General features: G+C 64.3%; 26 protein-coding genes and 1 tRNA gene. 11 read left to right on the top strand and 16 right to left on the bottom strand.

Annotated elements, in window-relative coordinates; all coding sequences use genetic code 11:
• Positions 1–52: 52 nt before the first annotated feature.
• The 4 genes from fdxA to B6V74_RS06900 all read right to left on the bottom strand — a co-directional run bounded on the left by fdxA (position 53) and on the right by B6V74_RS06900 (position 4,156).
• Complete coding sequence (gene fdxA / locus B6V74_RS06915; protein ID WP_075774087.1) at positions 53–391, bottom strand: ferredoxin FdxA; 339 nt, start codon at positions 389–391, stop codon at positions 53–55.
• Positions 392–492: 101 nt separating this feature from the next.
• A complete protein-coding gene (locus tag B6V74_RS06910) occupies positions 493–783 on the bottom strand; it encodes an RNA-binding S4 domain-containing protein (RefSeq protein ID WP_075774086.1) in 291 nt (96 codons plus the stop codon).
• Positions 784–792: 9 nt separating this feature from the next.
• On the bottom strand, positions 793–3,633 hold the full coding sequence (locus B6V74_RS06905; RefSeq protein WP_088719618.1) for a helicase-related protein: 2,841 nt from the start codon (positions 3,631–3,633) through the stop codon (positions 793–795).
• Positions 3,634–3,652: 19 nt separating this feature from the next.
• Positions 3,653–4,156, bottom strand: coding sequence for a tetratricopeptide repeat protein (locus B6V74_RS06900; protein WP_233242988.1), 504 nt, complete (start codon positions 4,154–4,156; stop codon positions 3,653–3,655).
• Between the two features lie 134 nt (positions 4,157–4,290).
• On the opposite strand from B6V74_RS06900, the gene B6V74_RS06895 reads away from it, so the two are divergent.
• Both B6V74_RS06895 and B6V74_RS06890 read left to right on the top strand, forming a co-directional pair.
• Entirely contained in the window at positions 4,291–4,578 is a 288-nt protein-coding gene (locus B6V74_RS06895) for an SCP2 sterol-binding domain-containing protein (protein ID WP_075774083.1), read from the top strand.
• The gene (locus B6V74_RS06890) at positions 4,578–5,561 is read left to right on the top strand and encodes an alpha/beta hydrolase (protein WP_088722363.1); all 984 of its coding nucleotides are present in this window, start codon (positions 4,578–4,580) and stop codon (positions 5,559–5,561) included. The genes B6V74_RS06895 and B6V74_RS06890 overlap by 1 nt, the downstream gene beginning before the upstream one ends.
• On the opposite strand, the gene B6V74_RS06885 is transcribed toward B6V74_RS06890, so the two are convergent.
• From B6V74_RS06885 to B6V74_RS06870, 4 genes are read right to left on the bottom strand one after another with little or no spacing between them, the layout of a single operon-like run.
• A complete protein-coding gene (locus B6V74_RS06885) occupies positions 5,542–6,267 on the bottom strand; it encodes a peptidase (protein WP_075774081.1) in 726 nt (241 codons plus the stop codon). The genes B6V74_RS06890 and B6V74_RS06885 overlap by 20 nt on opposite strands.
• A gap of 32 nt (positions 6,268–6,299) precedes the next feature.
• Positions 6,300–7,112, bottom strand: a complete 813-nt coding sequence (locus B6V74_RS06880) for a transglutaminase family protein (protein ID WP_088722362.1) — start codon at positions 7,110–7,112, stop codon at positions 6,300–6,302.
• Positions 7,109–8,071 carry an alpha-E domain-containing protein gene (locus B6V74_RS06875; protein WP_088722361.1) on the bottom strand — a complete coding sequence of 321 codons (963 nt, stop codon included), beginning with the start codon at positions 8,069–8,071 and terminating at the stop codon, positions 7,109–7,111. The genes B6V74_RS06880 and B6V74_RS06875 overlap by 4 nt, the downstream gene beginning before the upstream one ends.
• A 4-nt stretch (positions 8,072–8,075) precedes the next feature.
• Positions 8,076–9,488: a circularly permuted type 2 ATP-grasp protein gene (locus B6V74_RS06870; protein WP_075774078.1), complete on the bottom strand. Its 1,413-nt coding sequence runs from the start codon at positions 9,486–9,488 to the stop codon at positions 8,076–8,078.
• Positions 9,489–9,721: 233 nt separating this feature from the next.
• On the opposite strand from B6V74_RS06870, the gene B6V74_RS06865 reads away from it, so the two are divergent.
• Positions 9,722–11,542 carry a M3 family oligoendopeptidase gene (locus tag B6V74_RS06865; RefSeq protein WP_088722360.1) on the top strand — a complete coding sequence of 607 codons (1,821 nt, stop codon included), beginning with the start codon at positions 9,722–9,724 and terminating at the stop codon, positions 11,540–11,542.
• A 175-nt stretch (positions 11,543–11,717) separates the two neighbouring features.
• On the opposite strand, the gene B6V74_RS06860 is transcribed toward B6V74_RS06865, so the two are convergent.
• From B6V74_RS06860 to lgt, 4 genes are all read right to left on the bottom strand, one after another.
• Entirely contained in the window at positions 11,718–12,512 is a 795-nt protein-coding gene (locus tag B6V74_RS06860; RefSeq protein ID WP_077701304.1) for a Hint domain-containing protein, read from the bottom strand.
• Between the two features lie 659 nt (positions 12,513–13,171).
• The gene (pgeF, locus tag B6V74_RS06855; RefSeq protein WP_088722359.1) at positions 13,172–13,924 is read right to left on the bottom strand and encodes a peptidoglycan editing factor PgeF; all 753 of its coding nucleotides are present in this window, start codon (positions 13,922–13,924) and stop codon (positions 13,172–13,174) included.
• Positions 13,925–13,949: 25 nt separating this feature from the next.
• The gene (locus B6V74_RS06850) at positions 13,950–15,032 is read right to left on the bottom strand and encodes an SAM-dependent methyltransferase (RefSeq protein ID WP_088722358.1); all 1,083 of its coding nucleotides are present in this window, start codon (positions 15,030–15,032) and stop codon (positions 13,950–13,952) included.
• Complete coding sequence (lgt, locus tag B6V74_RS06845) at positions 15,029–15,934, bottom strand: prolipoprotein diacylglyceryl transferase (protein WP_088722357.1); 906 nt, start codon at positions 15,932–15,934, stop codon at positions 15,029–15,031. Before lgt ends, B6V74_RS06850 begins: the two co-directional genes overlap by 4 nt.
• A 123-nt stretch (positions 15,935–16,057) precedes the next feature.
• On the opposite strand from lgt, the gene B6V74_RS06840 reads away from it, so the two are divergent.
• Positions 16,058–16,306, top strand: a complete 249-nt coding sequence (locus B6V74_RS06840) for an accessory factor UbiK family protein (RefSeq protein WP_075774074.1) — start codon at positions 16,058–16,060, stop codon at positions 16,304–16,306.
• 291 nt (positions 16,307–16,597) lie between these two features.
• On the opposite strand, the gene B6V74_RS06835 is transcribed toward B6V74_RS06840, so the two are convergent.
• Positions 16,598–17,608, bottom strand: coding sequence for a PhoH family protein (locus B6V74_RS06835; RefSeq protein ID WP_075774073.1), 1,011 nt, complete (start codon positions 17,606–17,608; stop codon positions 16,598–16,600).
• A gap of 508 nt (positions 17,609–18,116) precedes the next feature.
• On the opposite strand from B6V74_RS06835, the gene B6V74_RS06830 reads away from it, so the two are divergent.
• A complete protein-coding gene (locus B6V74_RS06830; RefSeq protein ID WP_075774072.1) occupies positions 18,117–18,485 on the top strand; it encodes a hypothetical protein in 369 nt (122 codons plus the stop codon).
• Between the two features lie 75 nt (positions 18,486–18,560).
• On the opposite strand, the gene miaB is transcribed toward B6V74_RS06830, so the two are convergent.
• Positions 18,561–19,883 carry a tRNA (N6-isopentenyl adenosine(37)-C2)-methylthiotransferase MiaB gene (gene miaB / locus B6V74_RS06825; protein ID WP_088722356.1) on the bottom strand — a complete coding sequence of 441 codons (1,323 nt, stop codon included), beginning with the start codon at positions 19,881–19,883 and terminating at the stop codon, positions 18,561–18,563.
• Between the two features lie 151 nt (positions 19,884–20,034).
• On the opposite strand from miaB, the gene B6V74_RS06820 reads away from it, so the two are divergent.
• The 3 genes from B6V74_RS06820 to B6V74_RS06815 all read left to right on the top strand — a co-directional run bounded on the left by B6V74_RS06820 (position 20,035) and on the right by B6V74_RS06815 (position 21,409).
• Positions 20,035–20,919, top strand: coding sequence for a glycosyltransferase family 2 protein (locus B6V74_RS06820; RefSeq protein ID WP_088722355.1), 885 nt, complete (start codon positions 20,035–20,037; stop codon positions 20,917–20,919).
• Positions 20,920–21,095: 176 nt separating this feature from the next.
• Positions 21,096–21,263 carry a hypothetical protein gene (locus B6V74_RS18940; protein ID WP_157771603.1) on the top strand — a complete coding sequence of 56 codons (168 nt, stop codon included), beginning with the start codon at positions 21,096–21,098 and terminating at the stop codon, positions 21,261–21,263.
• Positions 21,260–21,409, top strand: coding sequence for a hemin uptake protein HemP (locus B6V74_RS06815; RefSeq protein ID WP_075774069.1), 150 nt, complete (start codon positions 21,260–21,262; stop codon positions 21,407–21,409). Before B6V74_RS18940 ends, B6V74_RS06815 begins: the two co-directional genes overlap by 4 nt.
• A gap of 107 nt (positions 21,410–21,516) precedes the next feature.
• Here B6V74_RS06815 and B6V74_RS06810 read toward each other — a convergent pair.
• Together B6V74_RS06810 and B6V74_RS06805 are read right to left on the bottom strand one after the other, a co-directional pair.
• Positions 21,517–21,590: transfer RNA gene (locus tag B6V74_RS06810), tRNA-Gly, on the bottom strand.
• Between the two features lie 35 nt (positions 21,591–21,625).
• Positions 21,626–22,294, bottom strand: a complete 669-nt coding sequence (locus B6V74_RS06805; protein ID WP_088722354.1) for an SOS response-associated peptidase — start codon at positions 22,292–22,294, stop codon at positions 21,626–21,628.
• A gap of 79 nt (positions 22,295–22,373) precedes the next feature.
• Between B6V74_RS06805 and B6V74_RS06800 the strand changes: the two genes are divergently transcribed.
• The 3 genes from B6V74_RS06800 to arsC are packed head-to-tail and all read left to right on the top strand — an operon-like array spanning position 22,374 to position 24,090.
• On the top strand, positions 22,374–22,712 hold the full coding sequence (locus B6V74_RS06800; protein WP_078520541.1) for a DUF952 domain-containing protein: 339 nt from the start codon (positions 22,374–22,376) through the stop codon (positions 22,710–22,712).
• 5 nt (positions 22,713–22,717) lie between these two features.
• Positions 22,718–23,770, top strand: coding sequence for a quinone-dependent dihydroorotate dehydrogenase (locus B6V74_RS06795; RefSeq protein WP_088722629.1), 1,053 nt, complete (start codon positions 22,718–22,720; stop codon positions 23,768–23,770).
• On the top strand, positions 23,761–24,090 hold the full coding sequence (arsC, locus tag B6V74_RS06790; RefSeq protein ID WP_088722353.1) for an arsenate reductase (glutaredoxin): 330 nt from the start codon (positions 23,761–23,763) through the stop codon (positions 24,088–24,090). Before B6V74_RS06795 ends, arsC begins: the two co-directional genes overlap by 10 nt.
• Positions 24,091–24,113: the final 23 nt, after the last annotated feature.

Genomic DNA, 24,113 nt, shown 5'->3' with positions numbered 1-24,113 from the left:
ACCGCCCCAATTCCCAGAGAATCGGGGAAAATTGGTCAGAATCACCGACCCGTCAGTCGCCTTCGCCAGGCGCCTCGGAGAAATACTTCTCCAGCTTGCCACTCTCGCCGTCGTATTTCTCGGCTTCCGGCATCGGATCTTTCTTCTGGGTGATCACCGGCCAGAGCTCGGAATACTTCCGGTTTAGTTCGACCCAGGATTCCATTCCCGGCTCGGTATCCGGACGGATCGCATCGGCGGGGCATTCGGGCTCGCAGACGCCACAATCGATGCATTCGTCGGGATGGATCACCAACGTGTTCTCCCCCTCGTAGAAGCAATCCACCGGGCAGACCTCGACGCAGTCGGTATATTTGCAGTTGATGCAGTTATCGATGACGACGTAGGTCATTGGTGAAACCCCGATTGAACAGCTTCCTGCCCCGTCCTAGCGGGGGATGAACCCTCTTTCAAGAGAGAGGCCCGGCTTTTCGCTGCGGCATTGCGCACAGCCTATCCCTCCGGTTCGAGCAAGGTGTAAAGCGTCTGAGCCTCGACCGCGGGGCCGCGCCGTGTGCCGCATTCCAGTACCCGCAGCACACAGATTCGTGCGTCTTCGCCCTTGCCGAGCCGCAAGGTCAGCACATCGCCCGGGCCGATCGCCCGACCGGGCTTGTCGATGCGCTGACCGTTGACGCGCGCCTTGCCACCCTGCACCAGCTCCTGCGCGAGGCCGCGGGACTTGCAGAACCGCGCCTGCCAGAGCCATTTGTCGATGCGGATGCGCTCGGGCGCGTCAGCCATGGCGGGACGTTACTTCTTGTCCTTGAGGGCTGCCAGAACCGCGAAGGGGTTGTCCGGATCAACCGGCTTGTCCTTCTTCGGCGGACGAGCCTCGAAGTTGCGCGCGCCTTGCGGTTTGCCACCCTTCTTGCCTTTGCCGTCGCGCTTGCCATGCGGCTTGCCGCCGCCCTTGCGTTCGCCACGTTCGCCACCGGGCTTGCCACCCTGCCCCTGATCGCGACGCGGCGGACGGTTGCCGCGCGGACGCGGCGCCCAGGTGAAGGTGTAGAAGACCTCGACCTCGTCGCTGGTCACGTCATCGGCTGCCACCATGTCGCCACCGGCCTCGGCCGCAGCCTCCGCCTCGGGATGGGTCTCGGCAGGCTGCTCGCCGCCGCCGGCCTCGGCTTTCGCCTCGTCGGCCTGCTCGGTCTTGAGGGCCTCGGCACCGGCTTGCTCTTCGGCCTTCTCGAGATCGGCGGCCTTCACCTTCGCGCGCTCGCCTTTCTCGGCCTTGTAGCCCAGACCGCCCATCAGATCGGCGAACTGATCCAGCGTCATGCCGGTAATCGAGAGCATGTCCGGATTGGCTTCGAACCCGCCGCGGCTATCCTGCGTGCGCAGCAGATCGGCGAGACGTTCGAGCATGTCGATGCGGATCGCCCGCGCGCCCGAGGGGCGGTAGCCCGACAGGCGGTAGGTCTCGGCATCGAACGCATCGATATTCGGTATCGTCACGAGGCCCGGAGGCGGGCTTTCGGGGAATTCATCCGCGCCCGACCAGAGCGAGGCCAGCACGAGGCGCAGACGCGTCGGCGCGGGCTTGAGAAGCGCGGGCATGAAGATCGTGTATTGGCCGAAGCGCACACCGTGCTTGCGCAGAGAACCGCGCGCGTCCTGATCGAGATCCTTCACCTCGGCGGCGACCTGCTCGCGCGGGATGATACCCAGCGATTCCACCATGCGGAACGCGAAGCCACGGGCGAGACCCGTCAGCTCTTCGTCGCGGCTCATCGCCAGAAGCGGCTCGAACAGGGCGGCAACCTTGCGGTCGATGAAATGCTGTAGACGGCGCGTAACCTTCTCGGCCACATCCGCGCCTGCCTCGTCGTCGACGAAAGCCTGCACGGTCGGCTTCAGGACATCGGGCCCCTTTACCAGCTTGCCGACAGCGGTGTCGCCCCACATCAGGCCGCCCTGCTCGGTAAAATCCATCTCCGTATCGGGCGCATTGTAGAAGCGGTCCGCGCGCAGATTGAACTCGGGCGCGAGCGCCTCATACGCCGCGCGGGCAAGCATCTTCGCCTCGTCTGGCGAGCCGGTCTCGTCCTGCTTGAACCGGAATCCTTCCAGACGGCCCGCGAATTCGCCTTCCACCGTCACTTCGCCCTTGTCGTTCACCTCGGCCACGAGGGTCTCCTTCTGCTTGAGCCGGCGCATCAACACAGAGGTGCGCCGGTCCACAAATCTTTGCGTCAGCGCGCCATGAAGCGCGTCCGACAGGCGGTCTTCTACAGCGCGGGTCGCCTCGCGCCAATGGCTTTCATCATCGACCCACCCTTTGCGTTGCGCAACATAGGTCCATGTGCGGATGAAGGCGAGACGACGCGAGAGCGTGTCGATATCGCCGCCCGTCCTGTCGATACGCTCGATCTGGCGCGCGAGCCAGTCCGAGGGCACGCCCTTGCCCGATTGCAGGAACTCGAAGATGCGCGCCAGAAGCGTTGCATGTTCGGCCTCGGAAATCGAACGAAAATCGGGGATTCGACAGACATCCCAGAGAAGCTGCACGTCCTTTGGACTGGTGACGCGGTCGCGGATCGCCGGATCCTCGGCCAGCACCTTGAGCGCGCGCGCATCGTCGGCCTCGCGTCCCTTGGTCAGCCATTCGCCGCCATCGCGTTCGGCGGGCCGCGCGTCGAGCGATTGGATCAGCCGGTCCACGGTACCGAATTCGAGCCGCGCGTTGCGCCATTGCAGCCTCTGCAGCGGCGCGAAACGGTGGTTCTCGACCGCCTCGATCACCTCGGGCTGCAGCGGCCGCGCCTCGCCGGTCACCCCGAACGTGCCATCGGTGGTGTGGCGCCCGGCGCGACCTGCGATCTGCGCAAGTTCATGCGGGAAAAGCGGACGCATCCGCCGCCCGTCGAATTTCGACGTGGCCGAAAACGCGACATGGTCGATATCGAGGTTGAGCCCCATCCCGATCGCATCGGTGGCGACCAGATAGTCGACGTCGCCATTTTGATACATCGCGACCTGCGCGTTGCGGGTGCGGGGCGAGAGCGCCCCCATCACCACCGCGCAGCCGCCCTTCTGGCGGCGGATCAGTTCCGCGATCGCGTAGGTGTTCTCGACCGAAAACCCCACGATGGCCGAGCGCGGCTTCATCCGGGAGATTTTCTTCGAACCGGAATAGGTCAGCTCGGAAAACCGCTCGCGCTTGGTGAACTGCACCTTTGGCACCAGCGCCGCGATCGCCCCGCGCATCGTCTCGGAGCCGAGGAACAGCGTCTCGTGCAGCCCGCGCGCATGCAGCAGCCGATCGGTGAAGACATGGCCCCGCTCGGGGTCGCCACATAGCTGGATTTCGTCGATGGCAAGGAAATCCGCGCCGATCCCCGTCGGCATCGCCTCGACCGTGCAGACCCAATATTGCGTCCGCTCGGGCACGATACGTTCTTCGCCGGTGACCAGCGCCACGACCGAGGGGCCGCGCTGCGCGACGATCCGGTCATAGACCTCGCGCGCCAAGAGCCGCAGCGGCAGTCCGATGACGCCGGTCCGATGCGCCAGCATCCTCTCGATTGCGTAATGGGTTTTGCCGGTATTGGTCGGCCCCAGAACGGCCGTGATCCGCCCGCCTTGCATCGCAGCTCCGTTCCAGCTCTCAGAGAGCCGTGCCCTGATGCGCCTCGTCGAGGCGCGCAATGGCGTCTTTCACATCCTGTTGATGCGGATTCAAGGCAAAAGACTTCTTATAGGCCTCAAGCGCGCGCTTGTCGTCGCCCATCTCCTCGAGGATCGCCCCCAGACCTGCAAGCGCGCCCCAATGTCGCGGCTCCAGCTTCAGGGTACGCGCGATATCCGCCGCCGAGGGTCCATAGAGCCCGGCCATGAAATAGGCAGTCGCCCGCCCGTTCCAGCCAGCGGCGAAATCGGGCGCGTGATCGGTGAGCGCCGTGAAATGCTCGATCGCGGCCTCGGTATCGCCGGCGTCCAGCGCCTCTTCGCCGCGCTTCAGGAGCAGGTCCATCGCCGCGGATCCCGACCGCGACCACGCCCTGCGGATGTCCGCCTCGGCGCGCGACCAGCCCGGATCGTTGGGATCAGCCAACTCTTTGAAATACGGGTCCAGACCTGCGGTTTCGGCGCTGGCGGGGAATGCCGCCATTGTTCCCAGCATCGCCGAAAAGCAAAATGCCGTGACGACACATTTGTATCTGTCAAATCGCTGCCACATAAATCATGACTGTAATGCAATTGCCGGAGAATGCGAGAGCCCGGCCATCAAAATTGGAGGACGCGATGAGCGAGGTTATCGACAAGGCCGTTGAGGCGCTGCGGGCGAAACTGCCCGATGGGTTTTCTTCGACTGCAAAATTCGTGATCGAAGGCGAAGGCTCGATCATTGCCGACGAGAACGGCGTGCGTGAAGGCGACGACGACGCGGAAGTCGTTCTGACCGCCGATCGCGAGACCTTCGAAGGCATGCTCAACGGCGACGTGAACCCGACCGCGGCCTTCATGTCCGGCAAACTTTCGGTCGACGGCTCGATGGGCCTCGCCATGCAGCTGGGTGCGGCTCTGGCCTGATGGAACGCGCCCCGATTTTCGAAGAGATCGCGCGCGGCCCCGAGGGCGGCGCTGCCTATTGGCTGACGGCGGAAGATGGGGTGCGGATACGCTTCGCACATTGGCCAGCACCGCCCCAACCACGCGGCACGGTCTTTCTGGGATGCGGGCGCACCGAATACGTCGAAAAATACGGCCCTGCGGCTGCGGAATTCGCGGCCCGGGGCTATGCCATGCTCGCCATCGACTGGCGCGGGCAAGGCCTGGCCGACCGGCTTTTGCCCGACGCACCCGAGAAGGGCCATGTCGGCGGCTTGCAGGATTACCAGTGGGATCTGCATGCGGTGATCGACGCTGCGGACGAGCTCGGTCTGCCGCAACCCTATTACATAGTGGGCCATTCGATGGGCGGCGCAATCGCGCTGCGCGCGGTGATGCATGAACACCATCGCTTCAACGCGGTGGCTTTCTCCGCGCCGATGTGGGGGATCGCCACCTCGCCGCTGCTGCACCCGTTCCGCATCGTGCTGGCAAACCTTCTGGGCGACGGCTTCCTCGCGAACAACTATCCGCCCGGCATGAACGGCACCACCTATGTCTACCGCGACAGTTTCGAGGCGAACCGCCTGACCCGCGATCCCGGGATGTGGGCCTGGCTGCTCGAGCAGGCCGCGAAGCGCCCCGAACTGACGTTGGCCGGCCCGACGATCCACTGGGTCGCCGAGAGCCTGCTGGAATGCGAGGCGCTAGCGGCCCTGCCCTCCCCCGACCTGCCCTGCTATTGCGGCCTGGGCGGGGCGGAGAAGATCGTTCACACGCCCTCGGTCCATGACCGGATGGGGCGTTGGCCAAAAGGCACGCTGGACGTGATCCCCGACGCCGAGCACGAATTGATGATGGAAATCCCCGCAACGCGGAAACGCTTCTACGACGGCTGCACCGCGCTGTTCGACGCGGCGGGCGGGCTGGACGCCCGCGACCCGGTCAAAGCTGAATCTGCGTGAAGCTGTCGCGCAGCGCGTTCGACCAGGCTTCCGACATTTCCGCGAAATCATTGTCGCCCGCCTCGATGCGGCGCTGGCTGGAGATCCGGCACTCGTCCTTCTTGATCACCGCCAGATCGAGCGGCATCCCCACCGAGAGGTTCGAGCGCAGCGTCGAATCCATCGAAAGGAGTACCGCCTTCTGCGCATCGATCAGGTTGGTGTCCGGACGGACCACGCGATCGAGGATCGGCTTGCCGTATTTATGCTCGCCGATCTGCAGGAAGGGCGTGTCCTCGGTGGCTTCGATGAAGTTGCCCTCCGGGTAGATCAGGAACATCCGCATCTCACCGCCCGCGCGCTGACCCGCGACGATCATCGAGGCCGAGGTCGAAACCCGCTCGGCATCCATCCGGCTGGTGATGTCCTTGCGCACGCCCGCCATCGTGTTGCCGATGATTTCGGCAACTTTCAGCATCGTCGGCGCTTCCATGATCGAGCTGTCGCCCGTCGCGTCGCTCGCATCGGCCGCTTCGCGCAACCGCGCCAGCGTCGTTTGCGTCACCGAAAGCGAGCCCGCGGTCATGATCGCGATCACCCGTTCGCCCGGCTCTTCGAAGGTGAACATCTTGCGATAGGTCGCGATGTTGTCGAGCCCGCCATTGGTCCGCGTGTCCGACAGCAGCACCATCCCCTCGTTCAGCAAGAGGCCTACGCAATAGGTCATGTTCGTTCCCTGATCCGTGACAAGCGCGCAATCTATTGCTGGACTTGGTCCAAGGCAACTGTGACGTGCAGTCGCTCCTCGCCCGAGCCTTGGGTGATGCCACGGATCGGCGCGGCTTCGCGCGCATCGAGCCCGGAGCCGAGGCGGATATAGCGCTCGTCCGGGCAGCATTTGTTCGCCGGGTCGAAGCCGATCCAGCCGATGCCCGCGATCCATATTTCGGCCCAGGCATGGGCGGCCTCGTGCGGGGTGCCATCATCGGCCGCGAACAGGTAGCCCGAAACATAGCGCGCAGGCAGATCGGCACAGCGGGCTACCGCGACCAGCGCATGGGCATGGTCCTGACAGACCCCCTCGCCCTGCGCCAGCGCCTCGGCGGCTGTGGTGTGCGAATGGGTGGCGCCCGGCTTGTAGGCGATCGCTTCGGAGATCGCGGCACTGAGGCGATGCGCCCGATCGAGATTTTCCGTGGCCCCTGCAACGGCCTCTTCGGCCAGCGCCGCCAGACTGTCGTCGATCCATGTCGCGACGGTCTCGCGCAGGTACGCCATCGGATGCACCAGCTCGCGGTGACCGCGCAGCACGCCCGAGGTATCGAAAGTTTCGACCTGCCCCGTCACGGTGATCGCGACCTCGTCGACCGGTGGGCGGATCGACCAGCCCTCGATACGGTCACCGGCGCCGTCGCGGAACGACCCGCCCCGGAGACCGCCTTCGACCGAGACGTCCCATTCGATGACGCGCTGGCCCTCGAAGCGCGAGGGGAACATGCGCAGCGACTGCACCGCGGCCCCCATCGGCGCGTCGTAATCATAGGTGGTGGCATGGTTGACGGTGAGGATCATCGCGCATCTCCCGACAGGTAGGTTTGCTGAACGAGCGCGGTAAGCTGCCCGATCTCGCCGATGAAACGGGTGAGGAACTCGTGCAGGCCTTCCTCGATAATTTCGGCGACTTGAGTCTGGTTCAGCTCGGTCATCAGCGCCTTGGCCCGCATCTGCGGCAGGCCGGTGCCCGGCTCGACCTCGTAGAAGCTTTCGAGATTGTCGAGGTGGTGCATCGCCTTGCGCGTCGCCGATATCAGCGAGCGCGGGCTGGCCGGGTTGAGGATCAGGAAATGCATGATCTTCGACGCCGTCAACTCGCCGCCATAGGCCCAGTGGAAGGCGCGATAGGATTGCAGCGCGCGCAGCAGCACCTGCCACTGGTAATTGTCGAGGCCAGAGCCCACCATCTCCACCGAGGGCAGCAGCACGAAATATTTCACGTCGATCAGACGCGCGGTGTTGTCGGCCCGCTCCAGCGCATAACCGAGGTTCATGAAGAAGAACCCGTCATTGCGCAGCATCGTGCCGTCCATCGCCCCACGCAGCAGCGCCGATTGGCGGGCCACCCATTCGCACAGCTCTGTAATCTCCCATTCAGAGCGCGGCTGACGCTCGATCTGGCGGATCTCCTGGAACGCGGCGTTGAGCGTATCCCAGACCTGACCTGTGATCGCCGTACGCACGATGCGCGCGTTCTCCCGTGCACGCTCGACGCAGGATATCACCGAGGACGGGTTGTCGCGGTCGAAGAACAGGTAGCTCTCGATGTTGCGCTGCACCGGATCGCCGTATTTCTCGGAGAAGCCATCGGCAGTGCCTGAGGCTTGCAGCAGGCTCTCCCATTCGGAACGGTAGCCATGACCGGTCGACGGCGTCAGCGCGATCCGCGCGCCGACCTCCAGAAGCCGTGCCATCGTCTCTGCGCGCTCCATGTAGCGCGCGACCCAGAACAGGTTTTCAGCGGTTCTACTCAGCATCCGATCACTCCGCCAAAACCCAGGTGTCTTTCACGCCCCCGCCCTGCGACGAGTTCACGACGAGCGACCCTTCAGTCAGCGCGACGCGGGTCAGCCCGCCGGGGACAAGCTCAATCTTCTCGCCGACGAGACAATAGGGCCGCAGATCGACATGGCGCGGAGCCACGCCCTCTTCCACGAAAGTCGGCGTGGTCGACAGCGCGAGCGTCGGCTGGGCGATGTAGTTCTCGGGATTGTCCTCGATCTTGTGGCGGAAATTCTCGATCTGCTCCTTCGTCGATTTCGGCCCGACGAGCATGCCGTAACCGCCGGAACCGTGAACCTCTTTCACCACCAGCTCGTCGAGATGTTCGAGCACGTATTTGCAATCGTCGGCCTTGGCGCATTGCCACGTCGGCACGTTTTCCAGAAGTGGTTCTTCGCCAAGATAGAAGCGCACCATTTCCGGCACGAAGGTGTAGATCGCCTTGTCGTCGGCGACGCCCGCGCCCGGTGCCGAGCAGATCGTCACACCGCCGGAGCGGTAGACATCCATCAAGCCGGGAATGCCCAGCATCGAATCCGGGCGGAAGCAGAGCGGATCGAGGAAAGCGTCGTCGATCCGGCGATAGATCACGTCGAGCTTCTTTGGGCCTTCCGTCGTGCGCATCCAGCAAAAGCCGCCCTCGCAGAACAGGTCCGGCCCCTCCACCAGCTCGACGCCCATCAGGTCGGCGAGGAAGGAATGCTCGTAATAGGCCGAGTTGAAATGGCCCGGCGTGAGGATCGCGACCGTCGGCTCGCCCTCGCATTTCGCCGGTGCGACCGAGGCCAGCGTGCGGCGCAGCGCGTCCGAATATCCATCCACCGGTTCGATCCGGTTCTCGCGGAACAGCTGCGGGAACATCCGCATCATGATCTCGCGGTTCTCCAGCATATATGAGACGCCCGAGGGCGTGCGGCAGTTGTCCTCGAGCACGTAGAACTGATCCGGCCCCGTGCGCACCAGATCGACGCCGACGATATGGCTGTAGATGCCGCGCGGCGGGATGAAGCCCGAAACCGCGCGCTCGAACGCATCGTTCTGATAGACCAGCCGCGCCGGGATACGCCCCGCCCGCACGATCTCGCCACGCCCGTAGACATCGAGCAGGAAGGCGTTCAGCGCCCGGGTGCGCTGCTTGATTCCGCGCTCCAACTTACGCCATTCAGCCTGCGTGAAGACGCGTGGAAACATGTCGAAGGGAATCAGGCGGTCCGGGTCGCCGCCCTCGCCGTAGACCGCGAAGGTGATCCCGATCCGGCGAAACAGCGCCTCCGCCTCGGCCTGTTTCATCGCGCGCAGCTCGGAGGGCATTTCGCGCATCCAGCCATCGAGCCCGCTATAGGGCTGACGCACTTTGCCGCCGTCGAACATCTCGTTGAAATACTCTGTCATCGCGCCGGATATGCCCCCCTAGTCTTTTATTTAAGTCTAGGCCGTGTGCCTCAGGAGTAAAAGGCGATGCCCAAAGTTAAGCAACGCGGCGCGCCCGGGGATCGCTCATTTCGCGGCATCTGCCGAAAAATTGTGCAACACCCAGCGAGCCCGCGCCCTTGTCACGGCGGCGCCCCTGCCCCTATCTGGAAAACAACCAAACATACATGAGCCAGACATACATGAGGATGCCCATGACGCTGACACACCGCCGCCCCGTCTTCGATGCGAATGCCAATGCAGGGGCGTTCGGCGATCTGCCCGAATGGGATCTCAGCGACCTCTACCCCGCCCCCGACGCGCCGGAACTGAGCAAGGACATGGCGTGGCTGGAAAAAGCCTGCGCCGAGTTCGCCACCGATTACGAAGGCAAGCTGGCCGATCTCGACGCGGCGGGCATGGCAGAGTGCATCAAGCGCTACGAGGAAATCGACGAGAAAGCGGGCCGCGTGATGTCCTATGTCGGCCTGCGCTATTACCAGAACACGACCGACCCGGCACGGGTGAAGCTGCTGTCCGATGCGCAGGACAAGATCACCACCTACACCACGCCGCTCGTCTTCTTCAGCCTTGAGTTCAACCGCATCCCGGACGCGACCTACGAGGCCGTCTTCGCCGATGAGCGCGTCGCCCGCTACAAGCCGGTGTTTGACCGCATGCGCGCGATGAAACCCTACCAGCTCTCCGACGAGCTGGAGAAATTCCTCCACGACCAATCGGTCGTCGGCGCTGCCGCGTGGAACCGCCTCTTCGACGAGACCACCGCGGCGCTGGAATTCGAGGTGCAGGGCGAGAAACTGTCGCTCGAGGCCACCACGACGCTCCTCTCCGACCACGATCGCGAAAAACGCGAAGCGGCGGCGAAGGAGCTGGCGAACGTGTTCGGCGAGAACATCCGCACCTTCTCGCGCATCCACAACACGCTGGCCAAGGAAAAGGAAATCGAGGACCGCTGGCGCAAGATGCCGACGCCGCAGACCGGTCGCCACCTGTCGAACGACGTGGAGCCGGAAGTGGTGCAGGCGCTGCGCGACGCCGTGGTCGCGGCCTACCCGCGTCTGTCGCATCGCTACTACAAGCTGAAGGCGAAATGGCTTGGCCTCGAGAAGCTGCAGATCTGGGACCGCAACGCGCCGCTGCCGACCGAAGCCCCGCGCGACATCATGTGGGACGAGGCGAAGGATACCGTGCTCGACGCCTATTCCGGCTTCGATCCGCGCATGGCCGATATCGCGCAGCCCTTCTTCGAGAAAGGCTGGATCGATGCGGGCGTGAAGCCGGGCAAGGCACCGGGCGCCTTCGCGCATCCGACCGTGACGACCGTCCACCCTTACGTGATGCTCAACTACCTCGGCAAACCGCGCGACGTGATGACGCTGGCGCATGAGTTGGGCCACGGCGTTCACCAGGTGCTGGCCGCGAAACAGGGCGAGATGCTGGCCAACACGCCGCTGACGCTGGCCGAGACGGCCTCCGTCTTCGGCGAGATGCTGACCTTCCGCAAACTCCTCGCTGCGGCGAAGACCCGCGAAGAGCGTAAGACGCTTCTGGCCGGCAAGGTCGAGGACATGATCAACACGGTCGTCCGCCAGATCGCCTTCTATGATTTCGAGTGCAAGCTGCACGCGGCGCGCGCCGAAGGGGAGTTGACGCCCGAGGACATCAACGCGCTATGGATGTCTGTGCAGGGCGAAAGCCTTGGCCCGGCATTCGAGTTCATGGACGGCTACGAGACCTTCTGGTCCTACATCCCGCACTTCGTCCACTCGCCCTTCTACGTCTACGCCTATGCGTTCGGCGACGGGCTTGTGAACGCGCTCTACGCCGCCTACGAGGCCGCGCCCGAGGGCTTCCAGGACAAGTATTTCGCGATGCTGGAAGCGGGCGGCTCGATGCATCACAAAGAACTGCTCGCGCCCTTCGGCCTCGACGCCTCCGACCCGGCTTTCTGGGACAAGGGCCTGTCGATGATCGAAGGCTTCATCGACGAGCTGGAGGCGATGGAGGAGGCCTGAACTTCTCCTTGATTGAAATATCCCGGGGGGCGCGCAAGCGCGGGGGCAGAGCTCCCTCCCCGGCCCGCAACAAAAAACGCCGCGCGAGGTTCTCAACGCGCGGCGTTTTCCGTGACCGGCTCCCCACGAGCGCCGTCAACTCCGACCGGAGCCTTTACCCCTTGCAGGCCCTCGCTCAGATCAGCATGTCTTCCACCTCGAACCGGGTCAGCCGCGGTGCGGCGAGCGGGCCGAACTCGCGCAGCCTGTCCATCTGCGGAAACAGCGCAAGGAACAGTTCCGCCATCCGAGGATCGATCGTCCGCTCGAAGCCTTCGCCTGGGTGGAAGCTCTCGACCTCCATGCCGCCAACCTTGAGCGAGCCGTGATGCTCCAGCACCAGGTGATAGGCGGAGACCGGCGAGATCGGCGCGACCTCGATCACGCTCACCCCGTCGACGAAAGCCGCAATCGGCGCATAGGCCGCCTCGATCCCCAGACGCGCGCGCAGCCGCGCGTCGCGCAGGCAAATCCGCGCATGGGGGCCCAACACCAGATCCTGCGACGGACGACCATGCCCGAATGCCTCGGCGGTGACGCGGATCATCCCCGCGGCCTTGTCCTTCGCGGCGGGGAACATCGTCATCGACCCTTTCCAGGTGACGGTCTCAACCCGCTCGTCGGCGGTCAGGACGCGCATCCCGGGCACCACATCCTCAATCGAGACGGGGCCCTCCTCGGTCGCGATCACAGCGCCGCGCGCCAAGGCAGAGAACGCCTCCTCGAACAACGGAATCGCCGGGGCGACGCGGGAGGTTTCCTCGATGAACCCATCTGCCTCCAACCACCACGCGGCATAACGGCGCGTCATCGCGGAGGCGCGCAGGGCGCGTTTCGGCGCATTCGGGCTCGCACGCAAAGGGCGCGGCAGAGGCGGTTCGGAACTGTCGGGACGGAGCGCGGCCGCTGCCGTCCGGTGGGGTAGATTCATGCGATAGGCCTTTCGGTCTTCTCACGGCTGCATCGGCCCCCACCGGTTGCAGAGAGACGCTCACAACATGGCTAAAACCGGTGACCCCGTCAAATTTTTGATGCGATTGTCTCACGATCCCCGAGCAGTCGAGACCTGCCCTAACGGCAGGTTTCCCGGGCGCGCACAAACCGCCACAGTCTCACCACATTCAAAGCGAATCACCCGCCTCCAGAGGCACTGGAAGCGGGTGATGAAAATGGCCGGGCGTGGCAGCGCCCGGCCAAGTCTCGCATTGCGATCCGCATGACCAATTGCGATCGCGTTGCGAGAAGGGAGATCATTGTGCGGCGCCGACCCTCCGCGGCGCGGCCGCCGCCGTGCGACGCGTCTGTGCGCTGCGCGCATTGCGCGCCCACGGCATCGGCGTGTCGCATTTACGTGCGGAGTCCAGCGCGGTTTTCATCCAGCGGCGGGTCGGTTGTTGCTTGTTCACGTTGTTGTCCCCTCGTCTCAGGATCGTCTTCGATCCGGTTCAGGACTGTTGTGACCGCGCAATGGGGCCAGCATGGGGCGAGAGTGGGAATTTTTCGCGCAAGGAAACGAACGAATGCGGCAAGGCCGATTGTTTCAGAGCTATCTCATGTGCGGGCGGCGCGCCGCCCGCGCCCCCAGATCGATCAGAGGCGGATCGCCGAGAGCAGGCGCCCGTAATCGGCCTCCCCCGCATGGGTCGCGCGGCGGTAGGAATAGAAGCGCTCGGGCTCCTGGTAGGTGCAGCGACGCATCCATTCCGCCTCACCGACGCCCGCCTCGCGCAGCCGGTGCAGCGAGAAGCTCGGCAGGTCGAAATGCGGCTTGCCCGAGGGTCCGGGCGAGAAGAACCGGCTGTAATCCATGTCTTCCATCAGGAACTGCTCCATGAAGTCCTCGCCGACCTCGTAGGAATGAACCGAGATGCACGGCCCGATCACCGCGGTGATGTCCTCGCGATGCGCGCCCAGACGCTCCATCGCGTCGAGCGTGTTCTCCAGCACCCCCACCATCGCGCCGCGCCAGCCCGCATGGGCCGCGCCGATAACGCCCGCCTTCGGGTCCGAGAACAGCACCGGCTGGCAGTCGGCGGTCAGGATCGAGATTGCGATGCCCGGCACCTTGGTCACCGCCGCATCGGCGCGCGGCGGCGGATCGGTGATCTCTTCGATCACTGCGACATCGGGCGAATGCACCTGATTGACGCCCTGCAGCGCGTTCAGCTCAACCCCCAACGCGTCTGCGGCACGGGCCCGATTGGTGCGCACCGCCTCGCTTTGGTCCGACGAACCGGGGCCGCAGTTGAGCCCGGCGAAAATGCCCGAGGACGCCCCGCCCTTGCGGGTGAAGAAGCCGTGCTTCACGGCCCCCAAGGCGGGTGAGGTCAGAATTTCGAGCATCGTCGACATCGTGCCCCCCAATGGCTTAGTCGGTGTTTGGGTCGAAGCCCGGCGGCAGCGGCGCATTCGGCGCCACCAGTGCGAGAGCTTGGAACAGGTGACCCATTTCCTCGGGATGGGTCAAGCGGCGATGCGCGGCGATATGGGTCTCGCGCGCGGCCCCGGATAACGCCTGCGCGAGGCGCTGCGCCCGCGCCGTGATGCCCAGCCGCTCCAGCAGAAGGCCCTGCGCGGTCATCGCCGACACCTTGGCCCCGACCCTGTGCGCCGCCTGCGCCAGAGGTTCGAAATCGACATGGGCGGTCAGGTCCGCCTCACCCGGTGTCGCGAAGGGATCGACGGGTTCATGCGCCTTGAGGGCCTGAAACGTGTCGCCCTTGGAATGCCAGTTGCCATAGTCGATCAGCAACGCCGCGCCGCCTTGGCGCGCGATCCGCGCTGCGAGCCTTTCAGTGAAACTCACCGCAGCGGCACAGGTCTCGACCACATTGCCCGGCACGGTGTCAGCCATGCGCGGCTCCAGAGCCTCGAAACGCGTGGGCGGGGCGAGGCCGGGGGTAAGCGCGCCCTCGTCGGACAATCCGATCTGCCGCTCGGCCCAGCCCTGCTCGACCCGTTGGAACTGCCGGATCGGCAGCGCGTCAAGAAACTCGTTCGCTACGAGGAACAGGGGGGAGTCTGGCAGGTCGTCGATGGTCTCATGCCACACCACCTGATGCGGCGCGAGCTTCTGCTTCTGAATCTCGCGCAGGGTCGGCGAGGCTTCGATCAGATGCACCTCTGCCGCGTCCACCATCCCGCGCACCGCCTTCATCGCGCGCAGCATATCGGCCATCAGCGTGCCGCGCCCCGGCCCAGCCTCGGCCAAGATGAACGGCGCAGGCCGCCCTTGATCGAGCCATGCTTGCGCCAGACACAGGCCCAGCATCTCGCCGAACATCTGGGAAATCTCCGGCGCGGTGATGAAATCGCCCGCGCGCCCGAACGGATCGCGGGTCGCGTAATAGCCATGTTCGGGATGCAGCAGGCAGACGCTCATATAGCGGTCGAGCCGCATAGGCCCCTCCGCCGCGATCTGCGCGGCAAGGATGTCGCCCAGCGGGGTCACGATGCTTTCGGCGCGCGCAGCGCGCGGATCACGAAATACAACCCCACCGCGATCATCGGCAGCGACAGCACCTGCCCCATCGTCAGCCCCCAACCGTCCGTGAAGCGGATCACGTGGCCATAGGGATTGCCGAGGGTCACGAACTGCGGATCGCCCTGCCGGAACAGCTCCACGAAGGCGCGCGCGGCTCCGTAGCCCATCAGGAAGACTCCGAGGCTCAGCCCGGGACGCTTCAGCGAACGGCCGAACTTCACCAGCCCCCAGAGGATCAGTCCCAGCAGCAGCCCTTCGAGCCCCGCCTCGTAGAGCTGCGAGGGATGGCGCGCGCAAGACCCGTCCACCTGCCCCGCGATCCCGAGGCAGGTCTGCGCCAGTTCACCGGGGAAGATCACGCCCCACGGCACGTCCGTCGGACGCCCCCAAAGCTCCGGCTTGATGAAGTTGGCGATCCGTCCGAGAAACAGCCCGATCGGCGCCACCAACGCCATCGCGTCGGCGAGTTGCAGCTTCGGCACGTGGTGACGGCGCGCGAACCACCAGCCTGCGACCAGCGTGCCCAGGAAACCGCCATGGAAAGACATGCCGCCCTGCCAGACTTTCACGATGTCGAGCGGATGCGCCAGATACCATGCAGGCTCGTAGAACAGAATGAAACCGAGCCGCCCGCCCAGCACCACACCCACGATCACCGCCGTCAGCAGGTCCTCGACCTTGCCCGGCGTCATCGGCGCGCTGTTCGTCGGCCAGAGCGTATCGCGCTTCATCAGCGCCACGATGATCCGCCATCCCGCGATCAGCCCCGCGATATAGGCCAGCGCATACCAGCGGATCGGCAGGCCCAGACCGGGGATCGTAAGGGCGACCGGATCGAATTGCGGGAAGGGAATGGCCAGAGGCAGCAAGGCGGTCTCCTGTCAGAAATCGCCGCGAGAAAGCCCTGCGCGGGCCGGGAAGTCAACCTTGCCAGCGGCACCGACGCGGCCCATATAGTCAGGGAAGCAGAAATTGACCGCAAGGGGATGCCAATGCAGCCGCCCAACAAGATGTTCGACGAGATGTCCAAGCTTATGACCAACGCGATGGGCGTGGCCCAAGGCGCGAAGGACGAGGCCGAGACGGCGATGAAAAGCTGGATGGACCGGTGGCTCGCCGACCGCGACCTCGTGACCCGCGAGGAGTTCGACGCGGTCCGCACGATGGCGCAGAAAGCCCGCGAAGAGAACGCCGCGCTGAAGGCCCGCATCGAGGCGCTGGAAGGCAAGAAGGAAGGCTGAGGTCTTCGCGATGGAATTTGAAAACGCCCGGTCCGAATGGCCGGGCGTTTTTCGTTGGCCCCGTGCGGGGGCGACCGGCCCCCGGGGACGGCGCATTGGCGATAGCATCGCGCGCTCGGATATCATGCAGCCTTGCCAGACAAAGCGCCACGCCCCCCCCCCCCGCGACAAAGCGCCCTCTCGCGGATCAGGCGCGGCCCTTTGTCGGATTTCCAGACACGTCACCACACAGCGAAATGCCCGCGCCGAGGCGCGGGCAAATCACTAATTCTTCGTTAGAGCCTCCCGGCTTCAGGTACCTTCCGCCTGATCGTAGGCGTCGATGATCTTCGCGACCATCGGGTGACGCACCACGTCTTTCGCTGTGAAGTAGTTGAAGCTTATGCCCTCGACATGGCCGAGGATACGCTCGGCATCCTGCAGTCCCGAAGGCATCCCGCGCGGCAGGTCCACCTGCGATCGGTCGCCTGTAATCACCATCCGCGACCCTTGGCCCAGGCGGGTCAGAAACATCTTCATCTGCATGGTCGAGGCGTTCTGCGCCTCGTCGAGCACCACGAAGGCGTTCGACAGCGTGCGCCCGCGCATGAAGGCGAGCGGCGCGATCTCGATCCGCTTCTCTTCCAGCAGCTTCGCGAGCTGCTTGGCGGGCAGGAAGTCGTTCAGCGCGTCGTAGAGCGGCTGCATGTAGGGATCGACCTTGTCCTTCATGTCGCCGGGCAGGAAGCCAAGACGCTCGCCCGCCTCGACGGCCGGACGCGACAGGATGATCTTGTCGACATGCCCGCCGATCAGCATGGTCACGCCCACAGCCACGGCGAGATAGGTCTTGCCGGTGCCTGCAGGCCCGATACCGAAGGCCAGCTCGTGCTCGAAGAGGTGCTTCACATAGGCCTTTTGCGCCTCGGTGCGCGGCTCGACCTGCTTCTTGCGGGTGCGAATCTCGAACTTGCCCGCCTCGAACATCTCGAGCTGCTCGTCCACCGTGGTCCCGGTGCCACCCAGATCGGCCATGCGCAGTGCGGCATCCACCTCTTCGGCGTCGATCTGCTTGTTCTGTTCCAAGCGCTGATACAGCTGATGCAGCACGGCGGCGGCCTGCGATTGCGCCTCCGGCTCGCCCACCACGGCCAGCTGATTGCCGCGCCGGAGGATGTGAACCTGCAGCTTGTGCTCTATCTGGGCCAGATTGCGGTCGAATTCACCGCAAAGATCGATCAGCAGCCGGTTGTTGGGGAACTCAAGAAGCGTCTCGTGAGCATCCTGAGAGCGAGGCGGGGGTGTGATCGCGCTGAAGCCCAAATACAGAGTCTCCCTAGCTGGTTTGGTAAAGATATGGTGCCTGCCTTGGGGGATTCACGCAAGCACTGGTTTCCCGCCCTCCTAGGCGAGGTATCGAATTTCATCAAACTGAAACGAAAAAACCCAAGCGCGGTTCCGTGTGGTCACTTCGCCTGTTTTTTAGGCAAAGACGGGTAGATCTGGTACGCAAGTCGCTGAGCGGGTCGAACATCCGTGGCACGGTTGCCCCGCGCGACAACCCCGAATCGCCAAGCCACCGAGGGCCCGTCAAAGACGCAGAATCGCGTAGGAAAAGGCAAGCTTTACACAACCTTAGCGGGAAAACTGTCGCGGAAGGCTAAACATCCTCCATGTTTTTCCTGGCATTGTTTTCACATGCCCGGCAAATATCGACAAACTCTCGCCAATTTGGGTTCAATCTGGGCAAACTGCGGGCAGATGGTGCTCGGGTCGGAAGGATCACGAGCACCTATGTTATTCCGCTGCCCGATCAGGAGAGTCTCTGAAGATGAAGACCATTGCAATCACCGCCGCCGCGCTGCTCACCGGTATGGCATTCGCTGGCGCCGCCCAGGCCGGTACGAGCTGCTACACCGGCCCGGTGGGGCGCGATCACGTCAACAACAAGACCGTCTGCGGCCCGACCCGCAAGCAACAGATTCATATCGACTGCTTCCGTGGCCCTTGGCGCGAGACGATCTGGGATCACCCGCAGGGCAGCTTCGTCGATGACCTTGTGGCGTTCGGCTACGATTACGGCGATGCGAACGGCCTCGCGACGCAAATCTGCAGAAACGAGAGCCTCGTGGGCAACCCGGAAGGTCTGCGCAAAGAGCTTCTGAAAGCGATCGCGAACGATCCGCCCGGCCCGAACTGATCGGCGAAGGCCTCCAAAAAGAAAGGGCCGCGGATGACGCGGCCTTTTCAATTGATGCAGTGACGCGTTGCGCGCTCAGATCAGCTCGCCCGCCAGCGAATTTGGCGCCGTACCGGTGATCCGCACCTTCGTCAGGACGCCGGGACCGAGCCCCTCGCCCGAGACATGGACCGCCTGCAGGTAATCGGATTTGCCGACCCACTGGCCGTCCAGACGACCGGGCTTCTCGAAGAGCACGTTAACTTCGCGCCCGATCATGCTCTCCTGACAGGCCCGCTGTTGCGAGGTCAGAAGCGCCTGAAGCTCTTGCAGCCGCGCGTCCGCGACCTCGGCAGGCACCGCGCCTTTCGCGCCAGCCGCGGGCGTGCCCGGGCGCGGCGAGTATTTGAACGAATAGGCCATGCCGTAATTGACCTCCCGGATCAGCGACATCGTGTCCTCGAAATCCTGATCGGTCTCGCCGGGGAAGCCCACGATGAAATCGCCCGAGATCACGATGTCGGGGCGCGCGGCGCGGATACGCTCGATCAAGCGGATATAGCTCTCCGCCGTATGCTTGCGGTTCATCGCCTTGAGGATCTTGTCCGACCCAGATTGCACCGGCAGATGAAGATAGGGCATCAGCTTCGGCTCGTCGCCATGGGCCGCGATGAGATCGTCTTCCATGTCATTCGGGTGCGAAGTGGTGTAGCGGATACGCTCCAGCCCGTCGATCTTGGCGAGCGACCGGGCGAGCCGCGCGAGCGACCAGTCACCGCCCTCTCCCTCGCCGTGATAGGCATTGACGTTCTGACCCAAGAGCGTGATCTCGCGCACGCCTTTCTCGACCAGCGCCTGCGCCTCCCGCAGGATTTTCTCGGCAGGGCGCGAAACTTCGGCCCCCCGCGTATAGGGCACCACGCAGAAGGCGCAGAATTTGTCGCAACCTTCCTGCACGGTCAGAAACGCGGTCGGGCGCGCCTGCACGGGCCGCGCGGGCAGATGGTCGAACTTGTCTTCCAGCGGAAACTCGGTCTCAACGGGGCGCGCGCCATTGTCGGTGCGGGCGACCAGTTCGGGAAGCTTGTGATAGCTTTGCGAGCCCACGACCAGATCCACCAGATCCGAGCGCCGCAAAATCTCGTCGCCCTCGGCCTGCGCGACACAGCCCGCGACACCGATTTTCAGGTCGGGCTTGGCCTCCTTGAACGGACGCAGGCGGCCCAGATCGGAATAGACCTTCTCGGCCGCTTTCTCGCGGATATGGCAGGTGTTGAGCAGCACCATATCCGCTGCGCCCACATCGTCGGTCAGCTCGTAGCCCTTGGCGCCCATGGCCTCGGCCATGCGCTCGCTGTCATAGACGTTCATCTGACAGCCATAGGTTTTGATATGCAGCTTTTTCGGAGCGTCGCTCATGCCAATCCTCGCGCGTCTTTCCAGCGGGCCTGATACAGCCAAACCGCCCTTTCCCGCAAGGTCGCGCATGGCGCGGGACGTAAAGGCTTGATTTCATGCGGGCCTTCCCCGATCCTGCGCCCGAAGACCCCGCGAAAGGGCTAAATCGGGCATGAAATATTCCTCGCTGATCGATTTTCTCACCCGTCAGAGCGCAGCGCTTTCCAAAGGCCCGGTCGGCGTGATCCTAGCCGAGGACGGGGTCGAGTTGGAGAGCACGATCCGCCACCATATCGACCTCGGCTTCCCGGTGCTGCTGGTTCTGGGCCATGCCGCGATGGATCTGCCGGACGATCTGGCCGCCGACAGTCCGACGAAAATCCACCGCATCGATTTCGAGCTGAACCGCCGCGACGCAGCCCCCCTCGCGATCAACCCGATCATCGCTGCCGTGCCCGCCGGAACGTGGCTCTATTACTGCTTCAACGCTGAATACCTGTTCTTCCCCTTCTGCGAGAGCCGCACGATCGGCGAGGTGCTGAGCTTCCACACCGAAGAACGCCGCGCCTCGATGCTGAGCTATGTGATCGACCTCTATACCGGCGATCTGGAGGCGCATCCGAACGGCGTCGATACCGAGAACGCGATGTTCGACAAGGCGGGCTATTACGCGCTCGCCCGGCTCGATCCCGAGAACCACGACCACCCGAAGGAGCGGCAGCTCGATTTCTTCGGGGGGCTGCGCTGGCGTTTTGAGGAGCACGTCCCCGCCGAGCGCCGCAAGATCGACCGGATCGCCCTGTTCCGCGCCAAACCCGGCCTGAAGCTGCGCCCCGATCACACGTTCAACGACGAGGAATACAACACCTATTCCTGCCCATGGCACCATAACCTGACCTGTGCCACCGCCTCGTTCCGGGTGGCGAAGGCGCTGAAGTTCAATCCCGGCTCGACCTATGACGTGCACAGCTTCACTTGGGTCAATTCCGAGCGCTTCAACTGGTCGAGTCAGCAACTCATGGATCTTGGTCTGATCGAACCAGGCCAGTGGTTCTGATCCGCCCCTCAAACTGATTCCGAACGGTTCCCCCGTTATCTCTGCGCGGGCGCAGAGCACCCCGCGCAATTCCCTAGTAAAAAAATCACCTTTACAATTCCGATAATTTCACTCAGGTTATTTCCATCAGCCAGTCGATCCCCGACGAGCCGCATATCGCGAGATGGAGACCGGAGATGAAACGCCCCTCTTCCCCCGGCCCCCGATACCGGGCCGACACGCATGTTGATACCGACCCGCCGCTGAGCCTGCGCGACATCGTCGAGGCGCTGTGCAGCGGTTTCCCCCCGGGCCAAAGCGCGCTCGAAGCGACGCTCGACCGGATCGAGGGAGGCCAGAGATGAGCATCAATGAAAGCTTCGCCAACGCCCTGCCCGTCCATGACGCGGAGGTGCTGACCGGCAAGGGCAACCTCGCCCATATCGTGCTGGACGGTCAGGTCTATACGCTGCGCATCACCAAGGCGGGCAAGCTGATCCTGACCAAATGAGCGCAGCATTGCGCACCCCGCACATCCCGAACGTCTGAAGCCGCCCGATCGTCCCTCGGGCGGTTTTTTCGTCTCGAAGACGCGTATCACAGTGATCTTGGGGAAAGTGGAGCGGGTGATGGGAATCGAACCCACGTCTTCAGCTTGGAAGGCTGCGGCTCTACCATTGAGCTACACCCGCACTCGGCCTCTCCTTAGCGGTCCACGCCGCGCCATTCAAGCGGGATTGGCAAACGGTTCGCGTAAACCCGCCCCGGAGGCGCGGTTCGAGTTCACCTCTTGGCCCACGCGCCACGCCTGCAGGATGCCCTCGGGCCTGGGCTGCATCAGTGTCGCCGCGCCATGGCCCTCCTCGCCCAGCCATTTCGCCCAGTCGGCTTCTTCGAGGACCAGCGGCTCGCGGTGATGGATCGGGGCGAGCGTCGGGCCTGCCGGCACCGTCACGATGGCGCAGGTCGTCAGCAACTCGCCGCCCTTCTCCCAGTCCTGCCAGAGCCCGCCGAACACCATCGGCGCACCGTCCCTGCGCGAAACGTAGAAAGGCAGCTTCGCCTCCCCCTCGCGATGCCATTCATAGAAGCCATCCGCCGGGATCAGGCAGCGCCGCGACCGGATCGCCGCCCGGAAGGCGGGCTTCTCCGCCACCGTCTCCGAGCGCGCATTGATCAGCAATGGCCCGTCGGTCGGCGTCTTGTACCAATGCGGGATGAAGCCCCAGCGCATCGCCCGCAACTGCCGCTGCCCCTCACCGGAGACGCAGACCGGCAGGCTCTGGGTCGGGCAGATGTTGAACCGCTCGCCATCGGGCACGTCATTGCCGGGCACCGCCTTGAACAGACGCGCCATCGCATCGACAGGAAGAGTGTTGGCCATACGTCCGCACATGGCACAAAGCTATGCCGCCACGCGCGCGGCACAAGCCCCACGCTTGACCGGACGGCGCGTTTTCGGGCAAGGGAAAGCCATGTTGATTTACAAAATCCTCCGTCGCCCCGAATGGGATGCATTTCGCGAAGCCGGGCACACGCTCGGCGCTCCGGTCGACCTCGCGGACGGCTATATCCATTTCTCCACCGCCGATCAGGTCGTCGAAACGGCTGCGAAACATTTCGCGGGCGAATCCGATCTGGTGCTGGTCGCCTTCGACTCCACCGCGATGGGCGCCGATCTGAAGTGGGAACCTTCGCGCCGCGATCAGCTCTTCCCGCATCTCTACCGCCCGCTGAATCTCAGCGAAGTCGTCTGGGACCACGCCCTGCCCCTGGGCGCTGCGGGCCATATCTTCCCGAAGGAAATGTCGTGACCACCCTGATCGAGCGTGCGGGCCTCGCGGTTTTTCACAAGATCGACCCGGAAAAGGCGCATGGCCTGTCGCTGCGCGCGTTGCGAATGGGGCTCGCGCCCCTGCCCGGCCCGATCACTTCGCCCCGTCTGAAGACCGATCTGGCGGGGATGTCGCTTCTGAACCCGCTGGGCCTTGCGGCCGGCTTCGACAAGAACGCCGAGGCCGTGCCGCAGCTGATGCGCGCGGGCTTCGGCTTCATCGAAGTCGGCGCCGCGACGCCGCGCGCGCAGGAAGGCAACCTGCCTCCGCGCCTCTGGCGGCTGCCCGCCGACCGCGCCGCGATCAATCGCTTCGGCTTCAACAATCAGGGCATGGAGCCGATCACCGAGCGGCTGGCAAAGCGCCCCCAGGGCATTCCGGTAGGCCTCAATCTCGGCGCCAACAAGGACGCCGCCGACCGCGCGAAAGATTTCGCGACCGTTCTGGCCCATGCCGGCCCGCATATCGATTTCGCGACGGTCAACGTCTCCTCGCCCAACACCGAGAAGCTGCGCGACCTGCAGGGCAAAGCCGCGCTGTCGGCGCTGCTGGCAGGCGTGATCGAGACCCGCGACGGCCTCGCGCGGCGTATCCCGGTCTTCCTGAAAATCGCCCCCGATCTGAGCGCCGAGGAACTGGCCGAGATCGCCGAGGTCGCGCTGGAAAGCGGGATCGACGGGATCATCGCGACCAATACGACGCTTTCGCGCGAGGGGCTGACCTCGCCCAACCCCTCCGATCAGGGCGGCATGTCCGGCGCACCGTTGTTTGAGAAATCGACCCGCGTTCTGGCCCAGCTCTCGCGGCATACTGCGGGCGCCCTGCCGCTGATCGGTGTTGGCGGCGTGGGCTCTGCCGAGCAGGCCTACGAGAAAATCCGCGCGGGCGCCTCGGCGGTGCAGCTCTACACCGCGATGGTGTTCTCCGGCCTCTCGCTCGCTGCAGATATCGTACGCGGCCTCGACGCCCTTCTGGAACGCGACGGCTTCGCCAGCGTTTCCGAGGCGATCGGCACCGGGAGAGACAAATGGCTGTAACGATCTGGCACAATCCGCGCTGCTCGAAATCGCGCGAGACGCTGAAACTTCTCGAAGCGCGCGGGATCGCGCCTGCGGTGCGCGACTACCAGAAAGAGCCGCCGACCATGGTCGAACTGCAGGACGCGCTGATGAAGCTCGGCCAGCCCGCCTCCGCCCTGATCCGCTGGAAGGATACCGACCTCTCCAAGGAGGCCGGCGAAAACGAAATCCTCTCGGCGCTCACCGCCAACCCGAAGCTGATCGAGCGCCCCTTGGTGCTGACCGAGACTGCGGCCCGCATCGGCCGCCCGCCGGAAACGGTTCTCGAGATTCTCTGACATCAAGGGCGCGGCCGCACTTC

The sequence above is a fragment of the Thioclava sp. F42-5 genome, assembly GCF_002213195.1.
Classification (GTDB): Bacteria; Pseudomonadota; Alphaproteobacteria; order Rhodobacterales; family Rhodobacteraceae; genus Thioclava; species Thioclava nitratireducens.
This window is presented reverse-complemented; position numbering and strand designations above follow the sequence as displayed.

Bases quoted from the DNA above. Each gene is read 5' to 3' on its own strand.
- fdxA (WP_075774087.1), bottom strand. From the start codon at position 391: ATGACCTACGTCGTCATCGATAACTGCATCAACTGCAAATATACCGAC.
- B6V74_RS06910 (WP_075774086.1), bottom strand. From the start codon at position 783: ATGGCTGACGCGCCCGAGCGCATCCGCATCGACAAATGGCTCTGGCAG.
- B6V74_RS06905 (WP_088719618.1), bottom strand. From the start codon at position 3,633: ATGCAAGGCGGGCGGATCACGGCCGTTCTGGGGCCGACCAATACCGGC.
- B6V74_RS06900 (WP_233242988.1), bottom strand. From the start codon at position 4,156: ATGGCGGCATTCCCCGCCAGCGCCGAAACCGCAGGTCTGGACCCGTAT.
- B6V74_RS06895 (WP_075774083.1), top strand. From the start codon at position 4,291: ATGAGCGAGGTTATCGACAAGGCCGTTGAGGCGCTGCGGGCGAAACTG.
- B6V74_RS06890 (WP_088722363.1), top strand. From the start codon at position 4,578: ATGGAACGCGCCCCGATTTTCGAAGAGATCGCGCGCGGCCCCGAGGGC.
- B6V74_RS06885 (WP_075774081.1), bottom strand. From the start codon at position 6,267: ATGACCTATTGCGTAGGCCTCTTGCTGAACGAGGGGATGGTGCTGCTG.
- B6V74_RS06880 (WP_088722362.1), bottom strand. From the start codon at position 7,112: ATGATCCTCACCGTCAACCATGCCACCACCTATGATTACGACGCGCCG.
- B6V74_RS06875 (WP_088722361.1), bottom strand. From the start codon at position 8,071: ATGCTGAGTAGAACCGCTGAAAACCTGTTCTGGGTCGCGCGCTACATG.
- B6V74_RS06870 (WP_075774078.1), bottom strand. From the start codon at position 9,488: ATGACAGAGTATTTCAACGAGATGTTCGACGGCGGCAAAGTGCGTCAG.
- B6V74_RS06865 (WP_088722360.1), top strand. From the start codon at position 9,722: ATGACGCTGACACACCGCCGCCCCGTCTTCGATGCGAATGCCAATGCA.
- B6V74_RS06860 (WP_077701304.1), bottom strand. From the start codon at position 12,512: ATGAATCTACCCCACCGGACGGCAGCGGCCGCGCTCCGTCCCGACAGT.
- pgeF (WP_088722359.1), bottom strand. From the start codon at position 13,924: ATGCTCGAAATTCTGACCTCACCCGCCTTGGGGGCCGTGAAGCACGGC.
- B6V74_RS06840 (WP_075774074.1), top strand. From the start codon at position 16,058: ATGCAGCCGCCCAACAAGATGTTCGACGAGATGTCCAAGCTTATGACC.
- B6V74_RS06830 (WP_075774072.1), top strand. From the start codon at position 18,117: ATGAAGACCATTGCAATCACCGCCGCCGCGCTGCTCACCGGTATGGCA.
- miaB (WP_088722356.1), bottom strand. From the start codon at position 19,883: ATGAGCGACGCTCCGAAAAAGCTGCATATCAAAACCTATGGCTGTCAG.
- B6V74_RS06820 (WP_088722355.1), top strand. From the start codon at position 20,035: ATGAAATATTCCTCGCTGATCGATTTTCTCACCCGTCAGAGCGCAGCG.
- B6V74_RS18940 (WP_157771603.1), top strand. From the start codon at position 21,096: ATGAAACGCCCCTCTTCCCCCGGCCCCCGATACCGGGCCGACACGCAT.
- B6V74_RS06815 (WP_075774069.1), top strand. From the start codon at position 21,260: ATGAGCATCAATGAAAGCTTCGCCAACGCCCTGCCCGTCCATGACGCG.
- B6V74_RS06805 (WP_088722354.1), bottom strand. From the start codon at position 22,294: ATGTGCGGACGTATGGCCAACACTCTTCCTGTCGATGCGATGGCGCGT.
- B6V74_RS06800 (WP_078520541.1), top strand. From the start codon at position 22,374: ATGTTGATTTACAAAATCCTCCGTCGCCCCGAATGGGATGCATTTCGC.
- arsC (WP_088722353.1), top strand. From the start codon at position 23,761: ATGGCTGTAACGATCTGGCACAATCCGCGCTGCTCGAAATCGCGCGAG.